Genomic DNA, 18799 nt, shown 5'->3' with positions numbered 1-18799 from the left:
ATCGTGTTGCCCTCAAGAATTCGCGAGCAGGCTCGCTCCCACAGGGAAATGCATTCCAAATGTGGGAGCGAGCCTGCTCGCGAAGGGGCCTACAGGTGCAGTGCATGCCCGAGGGCACGCAACGCCGCTTCCTGCACGGCCTCACCCAGGGTCGGATGCGCATGAATGGTGCCGCCGATATCCTCCAGCCGCGCGCCCATTTCCAGGCTTTGCGCAAATGCCGTGGACAGTTCCGACACGCCGACACCCACCGCCTGCCAGCCGACAATCACATGGTTGTCGCGACGTGCGACCACACGCACGAAGCCGCTTTTCGATTCCAGAGTCATCGCCCGGCCATTGGCGGCGAACGGGAAGCTGGAAACGATGCAGTCCAGCCCGGCAGCCTTGGCCTCTTCCGGAGTCTTGCCGACCACCACCAGTTCCGGGTCGGTAAAGCATACGGCGGCGATGGCGGTCGGGTTGAATTCGCGGGTTTTGCCGCTGATCAGTTCGGCAACCATCTCGCCCTGAGCCATGGCGCGGTGGGCGAGCATCGGTTCGCCGCTGACATCGCCGATCGCGTAGACGTTACGCATGCTGGTCTGGCAACGGCTGTCGATCTTGATTGCCGCACCGCTCATGTCCAGGTTCAGCGCTTCGAGGTTGAAGCCTTGAGTGTTGGGTTTGCGACCGACCGCGACCAGTACCTGATCGGTTTCCAGCTGCAAGGTTTCGCCTTCGGGATCGCGCACCTGCAGCGTGCCGTCGAAACCCAGCACGCTGTGGTTGAGGTACAGCTGCACGCCAAGTTGCTTCAAGGCGTCATGCACCGGTTGCGTCAGTTCGGCATCGTAAGCGGGCAAGATACGATCCTGCGCCTCGACCACGCTGACCTCGGCGCCGAGCTTGCGATAGGCGATGCCCAATTCCAGACCGATGTAACCGCCGCCGACCACGATCAGGCGCTTGGGCACTGAAGTCGGCGCCAGCGCTTCGGTGGACGAGATGATCGGCCCGCCAATCGGCAGAATCGGCAGGTTGACGCTGGTCGAACCGGTGGCCAGTACCAGATGCTCGCACTGAATGCGCGTATCGCCGACTTCCACGGTTTTGCCGTCGATGATTTTCGCCCAGCCGTTGATCACCTGAACCTTGTTCTTCTTCAGCAGCGCGGCAACGCCAGTGGTCAGGCGATCGACGATGCCATCCTTCCACTCGACGCTTTTGCCAATGTCGAGGGTCGGCGCGGAAACATTGATGCCCAACGCCGAATGCTGGCTGTGATGCTGCGTCTGATGAAACTGCTCAGCCACATGAATCAGCGCCTTCGACGGAATGCAGCCGATGTTCAGGCACGTGCCGCCCAGCGACTGACCTTCGACGAGAATGGTCGGGATGCCCAATTGTCCGGCGCGAATCGCCGTGACATAACCGCCAGGGCCGCCGCCAATAATCAGCAGCGTGGTGTTCAAAGTCTGCATTCCATTACTCCACAAACAATGTGGCAGGTTGTTCGAGCAAGCCACGGATGGCCTGGATGAAGAGCGCTGCGTCCATGCCGTCGACCACGCGGTGATCGAAAGAGCTGGAGAGGTTCATCATCTTGCGGATGACCACCTGGCCTTTGACCACCATTGGCCGTTCGACGATTTTGTTTACGCCAACGATCGCCACTTCCGGCAGGTTCAGCACCGGCGTGCTGACGATGCCGCCCAGCGCGCCAAGGCTGGTCAGGGTGATGGTCGAACCGGACAACTCGTCGCGACTGGCCTTGCCATTGCGCGCGGCATTGGCCAGGCGCGAGATTTCTGCAGCGCTGTCCCACAAACTGCGTGCCTCGGCGTGGCGCACCACCGGCACCATCAGGCCGACGTCGCTCTGTGTTGCGACGCCGACATGCACGGCGCCGAGGCGAGTAATGACCTGTGCTTCGTCGTCATAGCGCGCGTTCATCTGCGGGAAGTCGCGCAGGGCGACCACCAGGGCTCGGACGAGAAATGGCAGCAAGGTCAACTTGCCACGGCTGGCGCCATGTTTTTCGTTCAGATGCGCGCGCAATTCTTCGATGGCGGTGACGTCGATTTCCTCGACATAGCTGAAGTGCGCGGCACGCTGTGTGGCGTCCTGCATGCGCTGGGCGATCTTGCGGCGCATGCCGATTACTTGAATCTGTTCTTCGTCGTGGCGTTGCGCGTAAGCCGCAGCAGCCGGGGTCGAGGCATTCGACTGACCATGCGCCAGATAGGCCTCGAGATCTTCATGCAAGATCCGGCCAGCCGGGCCAGTGCCACGAACCAGACGCAACTGAATGCCCAGATCCAGCGCATGTTTGCGTACGGCCGGCGAGGCCAGCGGGCGCTCATCCGCTTCGCGAGCAACCATCGGGCCTTGGCAAACGGGAGCAGGGCGCGGCGCGGCTGCAGCAGGTTTGCTCTCAACAACGGCTTCAACTTTTGGCGCAACCGGCGCTTCTTTGACAGGCGCGGGAGCGGCGGGCTCTTTCAAGTTACCGGCACCTTCAACCTCAATGCTGATCAGCACACTGCCGACCGCCATCACTTCACCCGGCTGCCCGCCAAGGGCAATGACTTTGCCATGTACTGGCGACGGGATATCGACCATCGCCTTGTCGGTCATCACGTCGGCCAGCACCTGATCTTCAACCACCAGGTCGCCAACCTTGACGTGCCACTGCGACAGTTCCACTTCTGCGATGCCTTCGCCGATGTCCGGCATCTTGATAACGTGCGTGCCCATTCAGACCTCCATGACCCGTTTCAATGCCGCGCCCACTCGGGACGGCCCTGGGAAATACGCCCACTCTTGCGCGTGCGGATAGGGGGTGTCCCAACCGGTGACGCGTTCGATCGGCGCTTCCAGGTGATGGAAGCAATGCTCTTGCACCAGTGACACCAGCTCGGCGCCGAAACCGCAGGTGCGCGTGGCTTCGTGAACCACCACGCAACGGCCGGTTTTCTTCACCGATTTGACGATGGTTTCCAGGTCCAGCGGCCACAGGCTGCGCAGGTCGATGACTTCGGCATCTACACCGCTTTCTTCAGCGGCAACTTGCGAGACATAGACGGTGGTGCCGTAGGTCAGCACGGTGACGTCCTTGCCTGGACGGGTGATCGCGGCGACGTCCAGCGGTACGGTGTAGTAACCGTCCGGCACCTGGGCTTGCGGGTGTTTCGACCACGGGGTTACCGGGCGGTCGTGATGGCCGTCGAACGGGCCGTTGTACAGGCGTTTCGGCTCGAGGAAGATCACCGGGTCATCGTTTTCGATAGACGCGATCAGCAGGCCTTTGGCGTCGTACGGATTGGACGGCATCACGGTGCGCAGACCGCAAACCTGAGTGAACATCGCTTCGATGCTCTGGCTGTGGGTCTGACCGCCGTAGATACCGCCGCCGCAGGGCATGCGCAGGGTCATCGGTGCGGTGAACTCGCCGGCCGAGCGATAACGCAGGCGCGCCGCTTCGGAGATGATCTGGTCGGAGGCGGGGTAAACGTAGTCGGCGAACTGAATCTCGGCGACCGGGCGCAAGCCGTAAGCGCCCATGCCGACGGCCACGCCGACGATGCCGCTTTCCGAAATCGGCGCGTCGAACACTCGCGAGGTGCCGTACTTGGTCTGCAGACCTTCGGTGCAGCGGAACACGCCGCCGAAATAACCGACGTCCTGACCGAACACCACGACATTGTCATCGCGCTCAAGCATCACATCCATGGCCGAGCGCAGAGCCTGGATCATGGTCATGGTGGTCGTGGTCATGGCGGTTTCCAACTGAATATTGTTGTTGTGATCGTTCATGTCAGATCCCCAACTGCTGACGCTGGCGCTTCAAGTGCTCCGGCATCTCTTTGTAGACGTCTTCGAACATGGTCGCCGCGCTCGGAATCTGACCGCCGGCGAGGGTGCCGTACTGTTCGGCCTGCTTCTGCGCGGCAATCACTTCGGCTTCGAGTTCGGCACTGACGGCGGCATGCTCTTCTTCCGACCAGTGGCCGGCCTTGATCAAATGCTGTTTCAGGCGCGCGATCGGATCGCCGAGGGGGAAGTGGCTCCAGTCATCGGCGGGGCGGTATTTCGACGGATCGTCGGAGGTCGAGTGCGGGCCGGCGCGGTAGGTGACCCATTCGATCATCGTCGGGCCGAGGTTGCGGCGGGCGCGTTCGGCAGCCCAGGCCGAGGCAGCGTAGACCGCGTAGAAGTCGTTGCCGTCGACGCGCAGCGAGGCGATGCCGCAACCGACGCCGCGTCCGGCAAAGGTAGTGGCTTCACCGCCGGCAATGGCCTGAAAGGTGGAAATCGCCCATTGGTTGTTGACCACATTGAGAATCACCGGCGCGCGATAGACGTGGGCGAAGGTGAGGGCGGTGTGGAAGTCCGATTCGGCGGTGGCGCCGTCACCGATCCACGCCGAGGCGATTTTGGTGTCGCCCTTGATCGCCGAGGCCATGCCCCAGCCGACACCCTGAATGAACTGGGTGGCGAGGTTGCCGGAAATGGTGAAGAAACCGGCGTCCTTGACCGAGTACATGATCGGCAATTGCCGGCCCTTGAGCGGATCGCGCTCGTTGGACAGCAACTGGCAGATCAGGTCGACCAGCGGCACGTCGCGAGCCATCAGGATGCTTTGTTGGCGATACGTCGGGAAGCACATGTCGTCGATGTTCAACGCCAGCGCCTGAGCGCTACCGATGGCTTCTTCGCCGAGGCTCTGCATGTAGAACGACATCTTTTTCTGACGCTGGGCGACCACCATGCGGTTGTCGTAAATGCGCGTCTTGAGCATCGCGCGCATGCCCTTGCGCAGGATCTCGACCGGCACATTTTCAGCCCACGGGCCGAGGGCGTTGCCTTGATCGTCGAGCACGCGAATCAGGCCGCGGGCGAGGTCGGCGGTGTCGGCCGGTTCTACATCGATGGGAGGTTTTCGCACCGTACCGGCATCGGTCAGATGCAGGTAGGAGAAATCGGTTTTACAGCCGGGACGGCCCGAGGGTTCAGGGACGTGCAGGCGCAGCGGTTCATACGCTTGGGTCATGGCTTCTACGCTCGATCTTGTGAATTTCTTGTAGTGAGCTGGCAGTCATTCCTGGGTAGAGGAAATCTTGTCCTACAACAATCATAGGCGCGGCCAAGAAGAATATTTCTCTGTGTTTCGTTGCGCTGGCGACCATTTGCAGATAGAAATTCTGCATAAACATAAAAAACTGGTGGTTTTGTCTCATGCGCAAACTGGACCGTACCGATATCGGGATTCTCAACAGCCTGCAGGAGAACGCGCGCATCACTAACGCCGACCTCGCCCGTTCGGTGAATCTGTCACCGACGCCATGCTTCAACCGGGTCAAGGCGATGGAAGAGTTGGGCTTGATTCGTGAGCAGGTCACACTGCTCGATGCCGATCTGCTGGGGCTGCACGTGAATGTGTTCATTCACGTCAGCCTGGAAAAACAGGTAGAGGAAGCGCTGCAGCATTTCGAAGAAGCGATTTCCGATCGCCCAGAGGTGATGGAGTGCTATTTGATGGCGGGCGACCCGGATTATCTGATCCGCGTGCTGGTACCGAGCATCCAGTCGCTGGAACGCTTCATGATGGATTTTCTGACCAAAGTGCCGGGAGTGGCGAACATTCGCTCAAGCTTTGCGCTCAAGCAGGTGCGCTACAAGACCGCGTTGCCGTTGCCGGCTAATGGATTGACGTTGGGAACCTGAAGATCAAAAGATCGCAGCCTTCGGCAGCTCCTACAGTTGCACCGTATTCCAAATGCAGGAGCTGCCGAAGGCTGCGATCTTTTGACGTTAAAGTTTGTTAAGCGGGATTTTCAGGTAAACCACACCGTTGTCTTCCGCCGCCGGCAGATTGCCCGCCCGCACATTCACCTGAATCGCCGGCAGGAGCAATGTCGGCATGCCCAGCCCGGCATCACGCTGGGTACGCATGTCGACAAACGCCGCTTCATCTATTCCGTCGTGCACATGAATATTGCTTTTGCGTTGTTCGCCGACGGTGGTCTGGCACTGCGAGGCGCGCCCTTCGGGCGGGTAATCGTGGCAGACGTAAAGCTTCACGCTCGCCGGAAAAGCCAACAGCTTGTGGATCGACTTGAACAGTTGCCGGGCATTGCCTCCCGGAAAATCACACCGCGCCGTGCCCACATCAGGCATGAACAGCGTGTCGCCGACCAGAATCTGTTCGCCGTCGATCAGGTACGCCATGTCCGCTGGTGTATGGCCGGGAACGTGCAACGCGGTGGCCTTCAGGTTGCCGATCAGGAACGACTCGTTCGGCGCAAACAGGTGATCGAACTGCGAGCCGTCGACGCGAAATTCCGGCTCCAGATTGAACAGTGCCTTGAACACGTCTTGCACCTTGCTGATCGACTCGCCGATGGCGATTTTGCCGCCGAGCTCACGGCGCAGGTACGGCGCGGCGGAGAGGTGATCGGCGTGGGCGTGGGTTTCCAGCAGCCATTGCACTTGCAACTGATGCGCCCGCACGAAGGCGATGATCTTGTCCGCCTGCACGGTGCCGGTACGCCCGGCGGCGCCGTCGTAATCGAGCACCGGGTCGACGATTGCGCAGTGTCCGCCGTCGGCTTCGTAGACCACGTAGCTGTAGGTCGAGGAGGCGGGGTCAAGGAACGCTTCAATCAAGGCGGGCATGGCAAAAACCTGTGCGGTGGAATTTCGGGTTGCAACACTTTATGTAAAAACATAATGTTCGCAGCTTAAGTGACCTTCAAGGCCTCGTGCAAATGCAATCCAGTCTGACCGAATGTGAAGTCGCCCAACTGCGCGCCTCGGCGTCCAAGGCCTGTGCGTTGCTCAAGGCCCTGGCCAATGAGGATCGTCTGTTGATCCTCTGCCAGCTGACCCAGGGCGAACGCAACGTCGGCGAACTGGAAACCATGACCGGTGTACGCCAGCCGACGCTGTCCCAGCAACTGGGCATCTTGCGTGACGAAGGGCTGGTCGCGACCCGCCGTGAAGGCAAATACATTTTCTACGGCCTGGCCAGTTACGAAGTGATTCAGGTGATGAAGACCCTCTCCGGGCTTTATTGCGGAGCGGTGCTCAAGAGCTGGGAACAGCCATAAATGCCGGCCCTCACAAGTCATCTCCCCTGTGGGAGCGAACCTGCTCGCGAAAGCGGCGTGTCAGTCGACGATTAATTGACTGAGCCAGCGCTTTCGCGAGCAGGCTCGCTCCCACATTGGTTGTTGTGGTGGGCCAAAAAATCCTTGCGTGCAGCAAAAGGAACAAGCAATGAACGATCAACACTGGGGCCCATCCATCAGTGCGGACATCGTGGTCATCGGCGGCGGGACGGCCGGCATCGGTTTTGTCGCCAGCCTGCTCAAGCGCGACCCGCACCTGAAAGTTACCGTGATCGAACCAGGTTCACAGCACTACTATCAACCGGCGTGGACGCTGGTCGGCGGTGGCGCGTTTGACGTGAAAGACACGGTCAGGCCGATGAGCAAAGTCATGCCGCCTCGGGCGACGTGGATTAAGGCCAGCGTCACCGCTATCGATCCGGACCAGCGTCAACTCACTCTCAACGATCAGCGCACCGTCACCTATCAGAACCTGATCGTCTGCCCTGGCCTGCGCCTGGCCTGGGAGAAAATCGAAGGCTTGCAGGAAAGCCTCGGCCAGCACGGCGTGACGTCCAATTACAGTTATCAGCACGCCCAATACACGTGGGATCAAGTGCAGAAATTACGCGAGGGCCGGGCGCTGTTCACCCAACCGGCGATGCCGATCAAATGTGCGGGGGCGCCGCAAAAAGCGCTTTACCTGTCCTGCGATCACTGGCGCAAATCCGCCGTGCTGCACAACATCAACGTTGAGTTCAATCTGGCTGGCGCCGCGCTGTTCGGCGTACCAACCTTCGTGCCGCCGCTGATGAAGTACATCGAACAGTACAACGCGCAGTTGGCCTTCAACTCCAATCTGGTCAAGGTCGACGGCCCGGCGCAAACCGCGTGGTTCGAAGTCAAGGACGCCGACGGCAATGTCACCCGTGAAGCAAAAACCTTCGATCTGCTGCATGTCGTGCCGCCACAGGTGTCGCCGGATTTCATCGCGCAAAGTCCGTTGGCCGATGCCGGCGGCTGGTGCGAAGTCGATCCGCACAGCTTGCAGCATCCACGCTATCGCGAGGTGTTCGCCCTGGGCGATATCTGCGGCACCGGCAACGCCAAAACGGCTGCGGCGGTGCGCAAGCAGATCGTGGTGGTCGCGCAAAACCTGATCGCCTTGCGCAAGCAGCAACCGTTGCCACTCAAATACGACGGCTACGGTTCCTGCCCGCTGACGGTGGAGAAGGGCAAGGTGATCCTCGCCGAGTTCGGCTATGGCGGCAAATTGCTGCCGACCTTCCCGCTGGATCCGACCGTGCCCCGGCGTTCGGCCTGGTGGCTGAAAGCGACATTGCTGCCGTGGTTCTACTGGAACGGCATGCTCAAGGGCCGCGAGTGGCTGACGCGTCTGTCCAGGGTCGACTGAGTACACTCTATGTTGCTGGCAAGTCTGTTTGGTGTGGTGATGGGGTTGGTGCTCGGCCTGACCGGGGCTGGCGGCGGGATTCTCGCGGTGCCGGCGCTGGTGCTCGGGCTCGGCTGGACGATGACGCAGGCGGCGCCGGTGGCCTTGTTTGCGGTCGGCAGCGCGGCGGCGGTCGGCGCCATCGACGGTCTGCGTCATGGCCTGGTGCGCTATCGCGCGGCGCTGTTGATTGCGGCACTGGGCGCGGTGTTTTCGCCGCTGGGCATCTACTTCGCGCATCAGTTGCCGGAGAAGATTCTGATGATCCTGTTCAGCATGCTGATGGTCATGGTGGCTTGGCGAATGTTCAGAAAAGAGCGACAGCAAGCGGGCCCCAGCGATCATGGTCACGCCAGTTGGGGCCAGAAGAATTGCATGCTCAACGAACACACCGGGCGCTTCGACTGGACCGCCAAATGCACCGCGACCCTGGCCGCGCTGGGGGCGATTACCGGCGTGGTCTCGGGGCTGCTCGGCGTCGGCGGCGGGTTCCTGATCGTGCCGGCGTTCAAGCAACTGACCGATGTGCAGATGCGCGGCATTGTCGCCACGTCGTTGATGGTGATCAGTCTGATTTCAGCGATCGGCGTGATCGGCTCGTTTCACGCTGGCGTGCGCATCGACAGCCAGGGCGCGGCGTTCATTGTTGCCAGCATTGTCGGCATGATCATCGGACGCAGGCTCTGCGCGCGGGTACCGGCGCGGGCGTTGCAGGTGGGGTTTGCCAGCGTGTGTCTGGTGGTGGCGGGGTATATGTTGTTGCGGGCGTGAAGATCAACAGATCGCAGCCTCGTTGCACTCGACAGCTCCTACAGGGGAATGCGATTCCTGTAGGAGCTGTCGAGTGCAACGAGGCTGCGATCTTTGCGGTTTACAACACCAGATGCGGCAGCCACAGCGAGAGGGCTGGAATGTAGGTCACCAGCATCAGCACCAGGAACAGCACCGCGTAGAACGGCAGCAGGGCCTTCACGGTGCTTTCGATACTGACCTTGCCCACCGCCGAGCCGACGAAGAGCACCGCGCCCACCGGCGGTGTTATCAATCCGATCCCCAGGTTGACCAGCATGATCATGCCGAACTGCACCGGATCGACACCGATACCCAGAATCACCGGCATCAGGATTGGCGTGAGAATCAGGATCAGCGGCGCCATGTCCATCACCGTGCCCAACAGCAGCAACATCACGTTGATGCACATCAGGATCACGTAACGGTTGTCCGACAGGGTCAGGAACATCGTGGTGATTTTCGCCGGGATCTGCATCAGCGTCATGATGTAGCCGAAGCTGGCGGCGAAACCGATCAGGATCATCACGATGGAGATGGTGCGTACCGTGCGGTGCATCAGCTTGGGCAGTTCACGCCACTTGTAGTCGCGGTAGATGAACATGGTCACGAAGAACGACCACAGCACGGCGATCGCCGCCGATTCCGTCGCGGTGAAAATCCCCGAGAGGATGCCGCCGAGGATGATGACCATCGCCATCAGGCCCCAGAGGGCTTCGCCGACAATTTTCAGCGCCTGGCGCATCGGGATCACTTCGCCCTTGGGGTAGTTGCGCTTTTTCGCGAAGATCAGGCACAGCACCATCAGGCAGGCGCTCATCAGCAGGCCTGGAACGATACCCGCCATGAACAGCGAGGCAATCGAAACCGTACCGCCAGCGGCCAGCGAGTAGAGCACCGAGTTGTGGCTTGGCGGGGTCAGCAGGGCTTGCACCGAACCGCTGACGGTCACGGCGGTGGAGAAGTCCCGTGGATAGCCCTTGCGTTCCATTTCCGGAATCAGCACCGAACCCACCGACGCAGTGTCGGCCACCGACGAACCGGAGATCGCGCCGAAGAAGGTCGAGGCGACGATGTTCACCAGTGACAGGCCACCGCGCACGAAACCCACCAGCACTCCGGCGCACGCCACCAACCGGCGGGACATGCCGCCCTCGGCCATGATCGCACCGGCCAGCACGAAGAATGGAATCGCCAACAGCGAAAATTTGTTCACCCCCGAGGCGACCTGGATCATCACCGCCTGGAACGGAATGTCGATCCACCACGCGCCGATCAGCGCGGCCGCGCCCAGTGCGTAGGCGACCGGCATGCCGATCAGGATCAATGCGATAAAACTGCCCAGCAGTATCAGAGCGTCCATTAAGCGGCACCTTCACTTTCTTCAACCAGGTCGAACTGCACGACCCGCCGTTTGCTCTGGTCACCGAGCAAGAGTTTTTCAAGAACAAAAATCAGCGTCAGCAAGCCGCCCACGGGAATCGGCAGATAGGTCACGCCAACGCGCAGATCGGGCAGGGCGGCCATGAACTGGTTCCAGGTGGACATGCACAGCTTGGCGCCCCAGATCGTCATGAAAATGCAGATCGCCGCCATGAGCAGTTGCGAAAAAATCGCCGCTGCGGATTTCAACTGCGGCGGCATGCGATCCGTGAGCATGGCCACGGCCATGTGCGCACCGGCACGGTAACTGGCGGCGGCACCAATGAAGGTGAACACCATCATCAGCAGGATTGCCGTCGGCTCTGGCCAGCTCGAGCCGGTGCCGAGCACATAGCGGGCGAATACGCCCCAGGGGATCATCAGGGAAATCGCCAGGACAGACAGGCCGGCGACCCAGATACACGTCATGTAGATCTTGTCGTTGATACGCAGCAGCAGATTCTTCATCGGGTTCCACCGTAACCGGGCGCGCCTGAATCATCGGGCGCGCCGGGCCTTGTCGTGAGTACGGAGCGGGAGGCGTTACTGAACGGCTTCGATTTTCTTGATCAGGTCGGCGTATTTCGCGCCGTACTTTTCCCGCACCGGGGCGGTGGCGTCGTAGAAGGGTTTCTTATCGACTTCGATGAACTCGACACCGGCAGCCTTGAGTTTTTCTTCACTGGCAGCTGACTTCTTGTCCCACAACACGCGCTCTTCGGCCTGGGCAGCCTTGGCGGCTTTCTTCACCAGTTCCTGCTGATCCGGGGTGAGTTTTTCCCAGGTGATTTTCGACATCACGATCGGCTCTGGCAGGATCAGGTGGCCGGTGAGGCTGTAGAACTTGGCGTTCTGGAAATGGTTGTGTTCGAGCAGGGTCGGCGGGTTGTTTTCCGCGCCGTCGATCACGCCGGTCTGCAGGGCGCTGAAGATTTCGCCGGTGTCCATGGCGATGCCGTTACCGCCCATGGCGTTCATCATGTCGATGAACATCGGGTTGCCCTGCACGCGGATTTTCATGCCCTTGAGGTCTTCGAGCTTGCGTACCGGTTTCTTGGTGTAGATGTTGCGCGTGCCGCCGTCCATCCACGCCAGGGCGACCAGGCCGAATTCCGAGTTGGTGATTTTGTCGAGGATCTCATCGCCAACCGCGCCGTCGATGACGTTACGCATGTGCTGATGGTCGCGGAAGATGAACGGCATGTTGAACACGTTCACGTCCGGCACTACAGGGCCGACGATACCCAGACTGACGCGCGACAACTGCACCGCGCCGACCTGCATCTGCTCGATGACTTCCTTTTCCGAACCCAGCACACCGCCCGGGAAGTATTGGAAGGTCAGCTCGCCGTTGGTTTCCCTGGTCAGGGTCTTGCCCATGTTTTCTTCGGCCACCACGGTTGGATAACCGGCGGGGTGGATGTCAGCGAATTTGAGTTGCAGGGCCTGAGCGGCGCCAGTAAAGGTGAACATCAGCGGGAGTGCAGCGGCGAGCAAGGTGCGTTTGAAGTTCATGGGGTGAGTCTCCAGTCTTGTTATTTTTGTGTTCAAGGCGCAGCGGTGCAGCAGAGGGTTCAAAGCAAACCGTTGAATTCAGGTTCCGCGAGGCCTTTGACGCCTGGCTTCAACGCGAATACGCCGCCGGCCAGCGATTGCGGATCATGATCGTCGCCGGGGCGGATCGAGGCGACAAACAAGGTGTCCAGATTGCTGCCGCCGAAGGCACACATGGTCGGTTTCTTCACCGGTACTGCCAGCGAAAAGTCGAGGCGTCCATCCGGGGCAAAGCGGTGAATCAGCCCGGCGTCGTTGGCGCAGATCCAATAGCAACCTTCGGCATCCACGGCAGCGCCATCGGGGCGACCGGGGAAGTGATTCATGTCTACGAAGATTCGGCGATTCGATGGCGTGCCGGTTTCGATGTCGTAATCGAACGCCCAGATCAGTTGCACGTTGGGGTGAGAATCCGACAGGTACAGGGTCTTGCCGTCGGGGCTGAAGCCGAGGCCGTTGGGCACGATGAAGCCATCCAACTGCGCTTGGATCACGCCCGTCTGCCCGGCGCTGTAGCGATAGAGCCGGCCCTCGCGCGCATTCAGGCCCATGTTCAACACCATGCTGCCGGCCCAGAAACGCCCCTGACGGTCGCAGCGACCGTCGTTGAGACGCATGTCTGCGCGACTGTGTTCGACGCTGGCGAGCAATTCGCTGTCGAGGCTGCCGTCGCTGTGCGGGTGCAGACGAAAGAAACCGCTCTCCATGCCGGCGACCCAGCCACCACTGCGGTGACGGGTGATGCAGGCGAGCATTTCTGGCGCCTGCCACGACGAAACATGGCCGCTGGCGGCGCTCCAGCGTTGCAGCCCGCCGTTGGGGATGTCGACCCAGTACAGCGCGTTTTCCTGCGGCACCCAGACCGGGCTTTCACCGACCGCGTTGCGGGCGTCGACGATCAATTCGGCTTGCATACTCATTCCCTTGGTTTTTATTGGAGGGGGATCAAGTCGAGCGATCAGTCGCCAAACGGGCCTGCTGCGACGAACGCGCCGCCCTGATAGATCCGCGCCGGGTCATCGTCGGCCGGCATCGGCTGCGCTTCGACCTTGTCGCGGAACACTTCTGAAGTGTCCTTGGCTTGGAAGCCGAGGTGGCTGGCGTAGCGGTTGTCCCACCAGACCTCTTGGTTGGCGGACATGCCGTAGACCACGGTGTGGCCGACGTTCGGTGTGTACAGCGAGCGTTCGAGCAGTTGCGTCAGATCGTCGAAGCTCAGCCAGGTGTGCATCATCCGGCGGTTCTGCGGCTCGGGGAACGAGGAGCCGATGCGGATACTGACGGTTTCGATGCCATAGCGATCGAAGTAGAAACTGGCCATGTCTTCGCCATAGGACTTGGACAGGCCGTAGTAACCATCTGGACGGCGCGCCGAGGTGGCGTCGAGCTTTTCGTCCTGTTTGTAGAAGCCGATGACGTGGTTGGAGCTGGCGAAGATCACACGCTTCACGCCATGCCGGCGCGCCGCTTCATAAATGTGGAAGACGCCGCAGATGTTGGCGCCGAGGATTTCTTCGAACGGACGCTCAACCGAAACGCCACCGAAGTGCAGGATCGCGTCAACGCCTTCGACCAATTGATGCACGGCCTGCTTGTCGGCGAGATCGCAAAGCACCACTTCCTCGTGCTCATCGACGGCCGGGGCGAGGGCGGCGATGTCGGACAGGCGCAGGACATGGGCGTACGGGCGCAGGCGTTCGCGCAGGACTTTGCCCAGGCCTCCGGCAGCACCGGTCAGCAGCAGGCGGTTGAAAGGGGCGCGGGGGGTAAAAATAGACGTCATGGCAATCCCTGAACACATTGTTATTAGGTTTGTTGTAGGTTGTCGTATGACTGTGCTGAAGTATCGGTAGGGTTTCCGGATCTTGTCAACGCGACTTTTGGTGTAGATGACGGAAGGGCTAGCTCATTTTCTCAACACCCGATACCCGCTTTGCAATGCGATCCCCTTGTGGGAGCGAGCCTGCTCGCGAAGGCGGTGTGTCAGTCACAACAACTTGACTGGTCTGGCGCTTTCGCGAGCAGGCTCGCTCCCACAATGTGAAACCGCGAACCTTTACAACAACGAAATCGGATAGCTGATGAAGATCCGGTTCTCGTCGAACTCGTTGGTGCTGAAGTCGCGGCGAATGGTTGCGTTGCGCCATTTCACGTTGAGGTTTTTCAGCGGGCCACTCTGTACGGTGTAGGCCAGTTCCGATTCACGGCCCCATTCCTTGCCGTCATCGGTAGTGGCGGTATGCACGTTATCGCCGCTGATGTAGCGGTTCATCAGGGTCAGGCCAGGCACGCCGAGGGCAGCAAAGTTGTAGTCGTGACGCAATTGCCAGGAGCGTTCCTTGGCGTTGTCATAACTGGCGTTGTAGCTGTCGTTGGCCAGGGTGCCGCCGCTGGTGCCGTTCACGCGCATCCACGCATCGTCGCCGCTGAGTTTCTGCAGGCCGACGTAGAAAGTGTTGCCTCCGTACTTGGCCGAGAGCAGGGCGAACGCGGTTTTGTTGTCGAGGTCGCCGGCCTGGGCGCTACCGTCTTCCTTGCCGGTGAAGAAACCGAGGTTGGCGCCCAGCGTCCAGTCACCCATCGGCTGGCTGTGGCTGAGGTTGAAATACTGCTGCTGGTAAATATCAGTCAGCTCGGCGTACCACACGCCGACCATAGTGCGCTTTTCGTTGAACGTGTACTCGCCGCCGCCGAAGTTGAAGCGATCGGAAGTAAAGGCACCACGGCCGTTCATCGACATGTCTTCCATGCTTGCATCGTTGCGCGGGCTGTTGCCACGGAACTGACCCCCATAGACGGTCAGGCCGTTGATCTCGGTGGAAGTGATCTGGCCGCCGCGAAAGGTCTGCGGCAGGGAGCGGCCATCATCGGAGCGCAGGATCGGCAGCACCGGCATCCATTCGCCGACCTTAAGTTCGGTCTTCGACACCTTGGCCTTCAGCGCCACGCCGAGGCGGCCGAAATTGTCGGCCGGGCGCCCGTCGTCGTGGATCGGCAACAGCTGCGTGCCGCCGGTGCCTTTGCCGCCATCGAGTTTCTGCGAGTACAGGCCAAGGATATCGATACCGAAACCGACGGTGCCTTGGGTGAATCCGGATTTGGCGTCGAGGATGAAGTTCTGCGTCCACTCTTCAGCCTTGCCCTGCGGATAGGCGGGGTTGACGAAGTTACGGTTGAAGTAGGCGTTGCGCAGATTCAGCGTGGCTTTGCTGTCTTCGAGAAAGCCTTCGGCCTCAGCGCTCATTGGCAAGGCAAGGGCGAGACTGCTGCAACCCAGCAGACTGAGGGTGGTGCGTGGGCGGACAACGGCAAAGCGCGGAGGGCGGACGGAATTGCGGGCGAGTGTGCTCACTGTGACGCTCCCAGAATCGTTTGTTGTTTTTATTATTTGTCATACGTCGTCGTACAACATCGATGCGGATACTTCCGCGATTTCCGGGGATTGTCAACTGGAAGTTATACGATGATTCCCTATCGTGACGCCGATTATCTTGTAGGAGCTGACGAGTGAAACGAGGCTGCGATCTTTTGCTTTTGCTTTGCTTTTAAGAAATACGGATCAAAAGATCGCAGCCTCGTTTCACTCGTCAGCTCCTACAGGGTTTTTTGTTGTCCATGGAAAAGTGTGCTGCAAAGAAATATGCGGCAAACTTCCCTCACCCCAAGCACCAGGCCGACCCATGGATAAATACGCCCCGCGCAACTGGCAGCCGCACGAAAAGCCCAGCCTGCCCGGTTCCCCCTCGACACCCTTGCACTCCACGCCCAAGCGCCTGGCGTATGCGGCGGTCGGGGGGCTGGTGGCGGTGACCGGTGGGCTGGGCAATTCGCTGGTGGTAGCCAACCTGCCTTATCTGCAAGGCTCGCTGGGTGCGACGACGGCGGAGATGGCCTGGTTGCCGGCGGCGTATGTGATGACCAACGTGTCGATGAACCTGCTGCTGGTGAAGTTTCGCCAGCAGTTCGGCTTGCGCGCTTTCACTGAGGTGTTTCTGGTGCTGTACGCGCTGGTGACCTTCGGCCACTTGTTCGTCAACGACCTGAACTCGGCGGTGGCGGTGCGTGCCGCGCACGGCATGGTCGGCGCGGCGCTGAGTTCGCTGGGTCTGTATTACATGGTGCAGGCGTTCCCGGCGAAGTGGCGACTCAAGGCGCTGGTGCTTGGCCTCGGTACTTCGCAACTGGCATTGCCGCTAGCGCGGCTGTTTTCCGAAGACTTGCTGCAGATCGCCGAATGGCGCGGCTTGTATCTGTTCGAACTGGGCATGGCCCTGCTGTCACTCGGCTGTGTCTTGCTGCTCAAACTGCCGCCGGGTGATCGCTTCAAAACCTTCGAGAAACTCGACTTCCTGACCTTCGCCATCCTCGCCACTGGCGTGGCGTTATTGTGTGCGGTGCTGTCGCTGGGACGGATCGACTGGTGGCTGGAGGAAGACTGGATCGGCATTGCTCTGGCCTGTTCGATTGCGCTGATCATCACGGGCCTGGCCATCGAACATAACCGCAGCAACCCGATGCTGATGACCCGCTGGCTGGGCAGCGGCGTGATGATTCGCCTGGCCCTGGCGGTGACCCTGATTCGCATGGTCACCTCCGAGCAATCCACCGGTGCGGTCGGTTTCATGCAGTACCTCAACATGAGCAGCCAGCAATTGCACAGCCTCTACGTGGTGATGCTGCTGGGCAGTGTCGCCGGGTTACTGGTCAGTGCGCTGACCATCAACCCCAACCATCTGCTGATGCCACTGATCATCTCGCTGGCGCTGATGGCCACCGGCTCGGTGATGGACAGTTCTTCCAGCAACATTACGCGGCCGCATAACCTGTATTTCAGCCAGTTCCTGCTGGCCTTCGGCAGCACCTTTTTCCTCGGCCCGACCATGGTACTCGGCACGCGCAACGTGCTGACCAATCCACGCAATCTGGTGAGTTTTTCCGTAATGTTCGGGATCTGCAATAACCTCGGCGGCCTCATCGGTGCGGCACTGCTGGGCACCTTCCAGATCGTGCGCGAGAAGTTTCATTCCAGCCACATCGTCGACCATCTGGTGCTGTCCGATCCCTTGGTCGCCGCACGTGTGCAAAGCGGCGGTTCGGCCTACGGTTCGCTGCTCGCCGACCCCAGTCTGCGCAACCTGGCCGGCCTGCGCAGCCTGGCCAACGCTGCCACGCGTGAAGCGAACGTGCTGGCCTATAACGATGTCTTCATGCTGATCGCGGTGATTGCAGTGCTGACCATGATCTGGATTTCGATCCGGGCGCTGTGGCTGATGAGCACCACCAAAACCGTCGAACCGACACCTACCGGACCTTCCAGCGGCGCCACTTCTTCATGACCGAACCGACCACCACAACCACCAACGCCATTGCCGCCACGCCTGAAGGTGAGGCGCCGCCATCATCACCCAATACCGAGCCACGTTCTTTGCGCGTGCGGATCATTTCTTCGCTGGGGTTCGCGGCAATTGCCATCGTCGGCGTGCTGATCGTGTTGTACGCCTGGCAACTGCCGCCGTTCAGCAGCGCCGTCGAAACCACCGAAAACGCTTTGGTGCGCGGGCAGGTGACGATCATCGGCCCGCAGCTCAGCGGCTATGTGTTCGAGGTGCCGGTGCAGGACTTCCAGTACGTCAAGGCCGGGGATTTGCTGGTGCGTCTGGACGACCGCATTTATCAGCAGCGCCTTGATCAGTCCCTGGCGCAACTGGCGGTACAAAAAGCCGGGCTGGCCAATGTGGTGCAGCAGCGCAACAGCGCCGAAGCGACGATCAAATTGCGTCAGGCAGTTCTGGCCGACAGTCAGGCGCAGTTGCGCAAAAGCGAAGCGGATCTGCGCCGCAATCAGGAACTGGTGGGCGATGGCTCGGTGTCCAAACGCGAGTTCGACGTGACCCTCGCCGCCAATGCGCAGAGCACAGCGGCGGTGGCGCAGGCCAAGGCCAATCTGGAAATCGCCCGTCAGGATCTGCAAACGGTGATCGTCAATCGCGGCTCGCTGGAAGCGGCAGTGGCCAGCGCCGAAGCGGCGGTGCAACTGGCCCGGATCGATCTGTCGAACACACGAATTGTCGCCCCGCGAGACGGTCAGCTCGGGCAGATTGGCGTGCGCCTCGGCGCCTACGTCAACTCCGGTGCGCAGTTGATGGCGTTGGTGCCGGACCAGAAATGGGTGATCGCCAACATGAAGGAGACCCAGATGGCCAACGTCCGCGTCGGCCAACCGGTGCGCTTCACTGTCGATGCCTTGAACCACCGCAGATTCACCGGCCATGTGCAGCATATCTCGCCCGGCACCGGCTCTGAGTTCGCCTTGCTGCAGGCCGATAACGCCACCGGCAACTTCGTCAAAATCGCCCAACGCGTGCCGGTGCGCATCACCATCGATCCCGATCAGCAGGAAGCAGAACGGCTACGACCAGGGATGTCGGTGGTGGTCAGCATCGACACCGCAGCGGGGGATACTCAGCATCACTGACAGGCTCACTCC

The 18799-nt window shown here is 60.5% G+C and carries 17 protein-coding genes; 6 read left to right on the top strand and 11 right to left on the bottom strand.

What is annotated here, in order from left to right; all coding sequences use genetic code 11:
• Nucleotides 1-89: 89 nt before the first annotated feature.
• The 4 genes from lpdA to VNV36_RS04315 are packed head-to-tail and all read right to left on the bottom strand — an operon-like array spanning nucleotide 90 to nucleotide 5035.
• Complete coding sequence (gene lpdA / locus VNV36_RS04330) at nucleotides 90-1463, bottom strand: dihydrolipoyl dehydrogenase (protein WP_325716585.1); 1374 nt, start codon at nucleotides 1461-1463, stop codon at nucleotides 90-92.
• 4 nt (nucleotides 1464-1467) lie between these two features.
• Nucleotides 1468-2739, bottom strand: coding sequence for a dihydrolipoamide acetyltransferase family protein (locus tag VNV36_RS04325; protein WP_325716583.1), 1272 nt, complete (start codon nucleotides 2737-2739; stop codon nucleotides 1468-1470).
• Entirely contained in the window at nucleotides 2740-3798 is a 1059-nt protein-coding gene (locus VNV36_RS04320) for an alpha-ketoacid dehydrogenase subunit beta (protein WP_003224000.1), read from the bottom strand. It abuts the gene before it with no gap.
• A 1-nt stretch (nucleotide 3799) separates the two neighbouring features.
• Nucleotides 3800-5035 carry a 3-methyl-2-oxobutanoate dehydrogenase (2-methylpropanoyl-transferring) subunit alpha gene (locus VNV36_RS04315; RefSeq protein ID WP_101162558.1) on the bottom strand — a complete coding sequence of 412 codons (1236 nt, stop codon included), beginning with the start codon at nucleotides 5033-5035 and terminating at the stop codon, nucleotides 3800-3802.
• 185 nt (nucleotides 5036-5220) lie between these two features.
• Between VNV36_RS04315 and bkdR the strand changes: the two genes are divergently transcribed.
• Nucleotides 5221-5709 (top strand): Bkd operon transcriptional regulator BkdR, encoded by a 489-nt coding sequence (gene bkdR, locus VNV36_RS04310; protein ID WP_039762201.1) that lies wholly within the window; start codon nucleotides 5221-5223, stop codon nucleotides 5707-5709.
• An 87-nt stretch (nucleotides 5710-5796) separates the two neighbouring features.
• Here the strand turns inward: bkdR and VNV36_RS04305 are convergent, their stop codons facing one another.
• Nucleotides 5797-6660 carry an MBL fold metallo-hydrolase gene (locus VNV36_RS04305; RefSeq protein WP_325716575.1) on the bottom strand — a complete coding sequence of 288 codons (864 nt, stop codon included), beginning with the start codon at nucleotides 6658-6660 and terminating at the stop codon, nucleotides 5797-5799.
• A 92-nt stretch (nucleotides 6661-6752) separates the two neighbouring features.
• On the opposite strand from VNV36_RS04305, the gene VNV36_RS04300 reads away from it, so the two are divergent.
• The 3 genes from VNV36_RS04300 to VNV36_RS04290 all read left to right on the top strand — a co-directional run bounded on the left by VNV36_RS04300 (nucleotide 6753) and on the right by VNV36_RS04290 (nucleotide 9318).
• The gene (locus VNV36_RS04300; protein WP_325716573.1) at nucleotides 6753-7094 is read left to right on the top strand and encodes an ArsR/SmtB family transcription factor; all 342 of its coding nucleotides are present in this window, start codon (nucleotides 6753-6755) and stop codon (nucleotides 7092-7094) included.
• Nucleotides 7095-7263: 169 nt separating this feature from the next.
• Complete coding sequence (locus tag VNV36_RS04295; RefSeq protein ID WP_325716571.1) at nucleotides 7264-8508, top strand: NAD(P)/FAD-dependent oxidoreductase; 1245 nt, start codon at nucleotides 7264-7266, stop codon at nucleotides 8506-8508.
• Nucleotides 8509-8517: 9 nt separating this feature from the next.
• Entirely contained in the window at nucleotides 8518-9318 is an 801-nt protein-coding gene (locus VNV36_RS04290; protein WP_325716569.1) for a sulfite exporter TauE/SafE family protein, read from the top strand.
• A 100-nt stretch (nucleotides 9319-9418) separates the two neighbouring features.
• Here the strand turns inward: VNV36_RS04290 and VNV36_RS04285 are convergent, their stop codons facing one another.
• From VNV36_RS04285 to VNV36_RS04260, 6 genes are all read right to left on the bottom strand, one after another.
• Complete coding sequence (locus VNV36_RS04285) at nucleotides 9419-10699, bottom strand: TRAP transporter large permease (protein ID WP_253503012.1); 1281 nt, start codon at nucleotides 10697-10699, stop codon at nucleotides 9419-9421.
• Entirely contained in the window at nucleotides 10699-11226 is a 528-nt protein-coding gene (locus tag VNV36_RS04280) for a TRAP transporter small permease (protein WP_325716566.1), read from the bottom strand. The genes VNV36_RS04285 and VNV36_RS04280 overlap by 1 nt, the downstream gene beginning before the upstream one ends.
• A gap of 75 nt (nucleotides 11227-11301) precedes the next feature.
• A complete protein-coding gene (locus VNV36_RS04275) occupies nucleotides 11302-12273 on the bottom strand; it encodes a TRAP transporter substrate-binding protein (protein WP_325716564.1) in 972 nt (323 codons plus the stop codon).
• A 59-nt stretch (nucleotides 12274-12332) separates the two neighbouring features.
• Nucleotides 12333-13226 carry an SMP-30/gluconolactonase/LRE family protein gene (locus VNV36_RS04270; protein ID WP_325716562.1) on the bottom strand — a complete coding sequence of 298 codons (894 nt, stop codon included), beginning with the start codon at nucleotides 13224-13226 and terminating at the stop codon, nucleotides 12333-12335.
• A gap of 44 nt (nucleotides 13227-13270) precedes the next feature.
• Nucleotides 13271-14095: an NAD-dependent epimerase/dehydratase family protein gene (locus tag VNV36_RS04265; protein ID WP_325716560.1), complete on the bottom strand. Its 825-nt coding sequence runs from the start codon at nucleotides 14093-14095 to the stop codon at nucleotides 13271-13273.
• Between the two features lie 273 nt (nucleotides 14096-14368).
• Nucleotides 14369-15664, bottom strand: coding sequence for an OprD family porin (locus VNV36_RS04260; RefSeq protein WP_325716558.1), 1296 nt, complete (start codon nucleotides 15662-15664; stop codon nucleotides 14369-14371).
• A gap of 328 nt (nucleotides 15665-15992) precedes the next feature.
• Between VNV36_RS04260 and VNV36_RS04255 the strand changes: the two genes are divergently transcribed.
• Nucleotides 15993-17648 (top strand): MFS transporter, encoded by a 1656-nt coding sequence (locus VNV36_RS04255; protein ID WP_325716556.1) that lies wholly within the window; start codon nucleotides 15993-15995, stop codon nucleotides 17646-17648.
• The gene (locus VNV36_RS04250) at nucleotides 17645-18787 is read left to right on the top strand and encodes an HlyD family secretion protein (protein WP_325716554.1); all 1143 of its coding nucleotides are present in this window, start codon (nucleotides 17645-17647) and stop codon (nucleotides 18785-18787) included. Before VNV36_RS04255 ends, VNV36_RS04250 begins: the two co-directional genes overlap by 4 nt.
• The last annotated feature ends 12 nt before the right edge of the window (nucleotides 18788-18799 follow it).

Source organism: Pseudomonas sp., assembly GCF_035554175.1.
GTDB lineage: Bacteria > Pseudomonadota > Gammaproteobacteria > Pseudomonadales > Pseudomonadaceae > Aquipseudomonas.
This window is presented reverse-complemented; position numbering and strand designations above follow the sequence as displayed.

Bases quoted from the DNA above. Each gene is read 5' to 3' on its own strand.
- VNV36_RS04250 (WP_325716554.1), top strand. From the start codon at position 17,645: ATGACCGAACCGACCACCACAACCACCAACGCCATTGCCGCCACGCCT.
- VNV36_RS04255 (WP_325716556.1), top strand. From the start codon at position 15,993: ATGGATAAATACGCCCCGCGCAACTGGCAGCCGCACGAAAAGCCCAGC.
- bkdR (WP_039762201.1), top strand. From the start codon at position 5,221: ATGCGCAAACTGGACCGTACCGATATCGGGATTCTCAACAGCCTGCAG.
- VNV36_RS04285 (WP_253503012.1), bottom strand. From the start codon at position 10,699: ATGGACGCTCTGATACTGCTGGGCAGTTTTATCGCATTGATCCTGATC.
- VNV36_RS04300 (WP_325716573.1), top strand. From the start codon at position 6,753: ATGCAATCCAGTCTGACCGAATGTGAAGTCGCCCAACTGCGCGCCTCG.
- VNV36_RS04305 (WP_325716575.1), bottom strand. From the start codon at position 6,660: ATGCCCGCCTTGATTGAAGCGTTCCTTGACCCCGCCTCCTCGACCTAC.
- VNV36_RS04270 (WP_325716562.1), bottom strand. From the start codon at position 13,226: ATGCAAGCCGAATTGATCGTCGACGCCCGCAACGCGGTCGGTGAAAGC.
- VNV36_RS04280 (WP_325716566.1), bottom strand. From the start codon at position 11,226: ATGAAGAATCTGCTGCTGCGTATCAACGACAAGATCTACATGACGTGT.
- VNV36_RS04275 (WP_325716564.1), bottom strand. From the start codon at position 12,273: ATGAACTTCAAACGCACCTTGCTCGCCGCTGCACTCCCGCTGATGTTC.
- VNV36_RS04315 (WP_101162558.1), bottom strand. From the start codon at position 5,035: ATGACCCAAGCGTATGAACCGCTGCGCCTGCACGTCCCTGAACCCTCG.
- VNV36_RS04325 (WP_325716583.1), bottom strand. From the start codon at position 2,739: ATGGGCACGCACGTTATCAAGATGCCGGACATCGGCGAAGGCATCGCA.
- VNV36_RS04320 (WP_003224000.1), bottom strand. From the start codon at position 3,798: ATGAACGATCACAACAACAATATTCAGTTGGAAACCGCCATGACCACG.
- VNV36_RS04265 (WP_325716560.1), bottom strand. From the start codon at position 14,095: ATGACGTCTATTTTTACCCCCCGCGCCCCTTTCAACCGCCTGCTGCTG.
- lpdA (WP_325716585.1), bottom strand. From the start codon at position 1,463: ATGCAGACTTTGAACACCACGCTGCTGATTATTGGCGGCGGCCCTGGC.
- VNV36_RS04290 (WP_325716569.1), top strand. From the start codon at position 8,518: ATGTTGCTGGCAAGTCTGTTTGGTGTGGTGATGGGGTTGGTGCTCGGC.
- VNV36_RS04295 (WP_325716571.1), top strand. From the start codon at position 7,264: ATGAACGATCAACACTGGGGCCCATCCATCAGTGCGGACATCGTGGTC.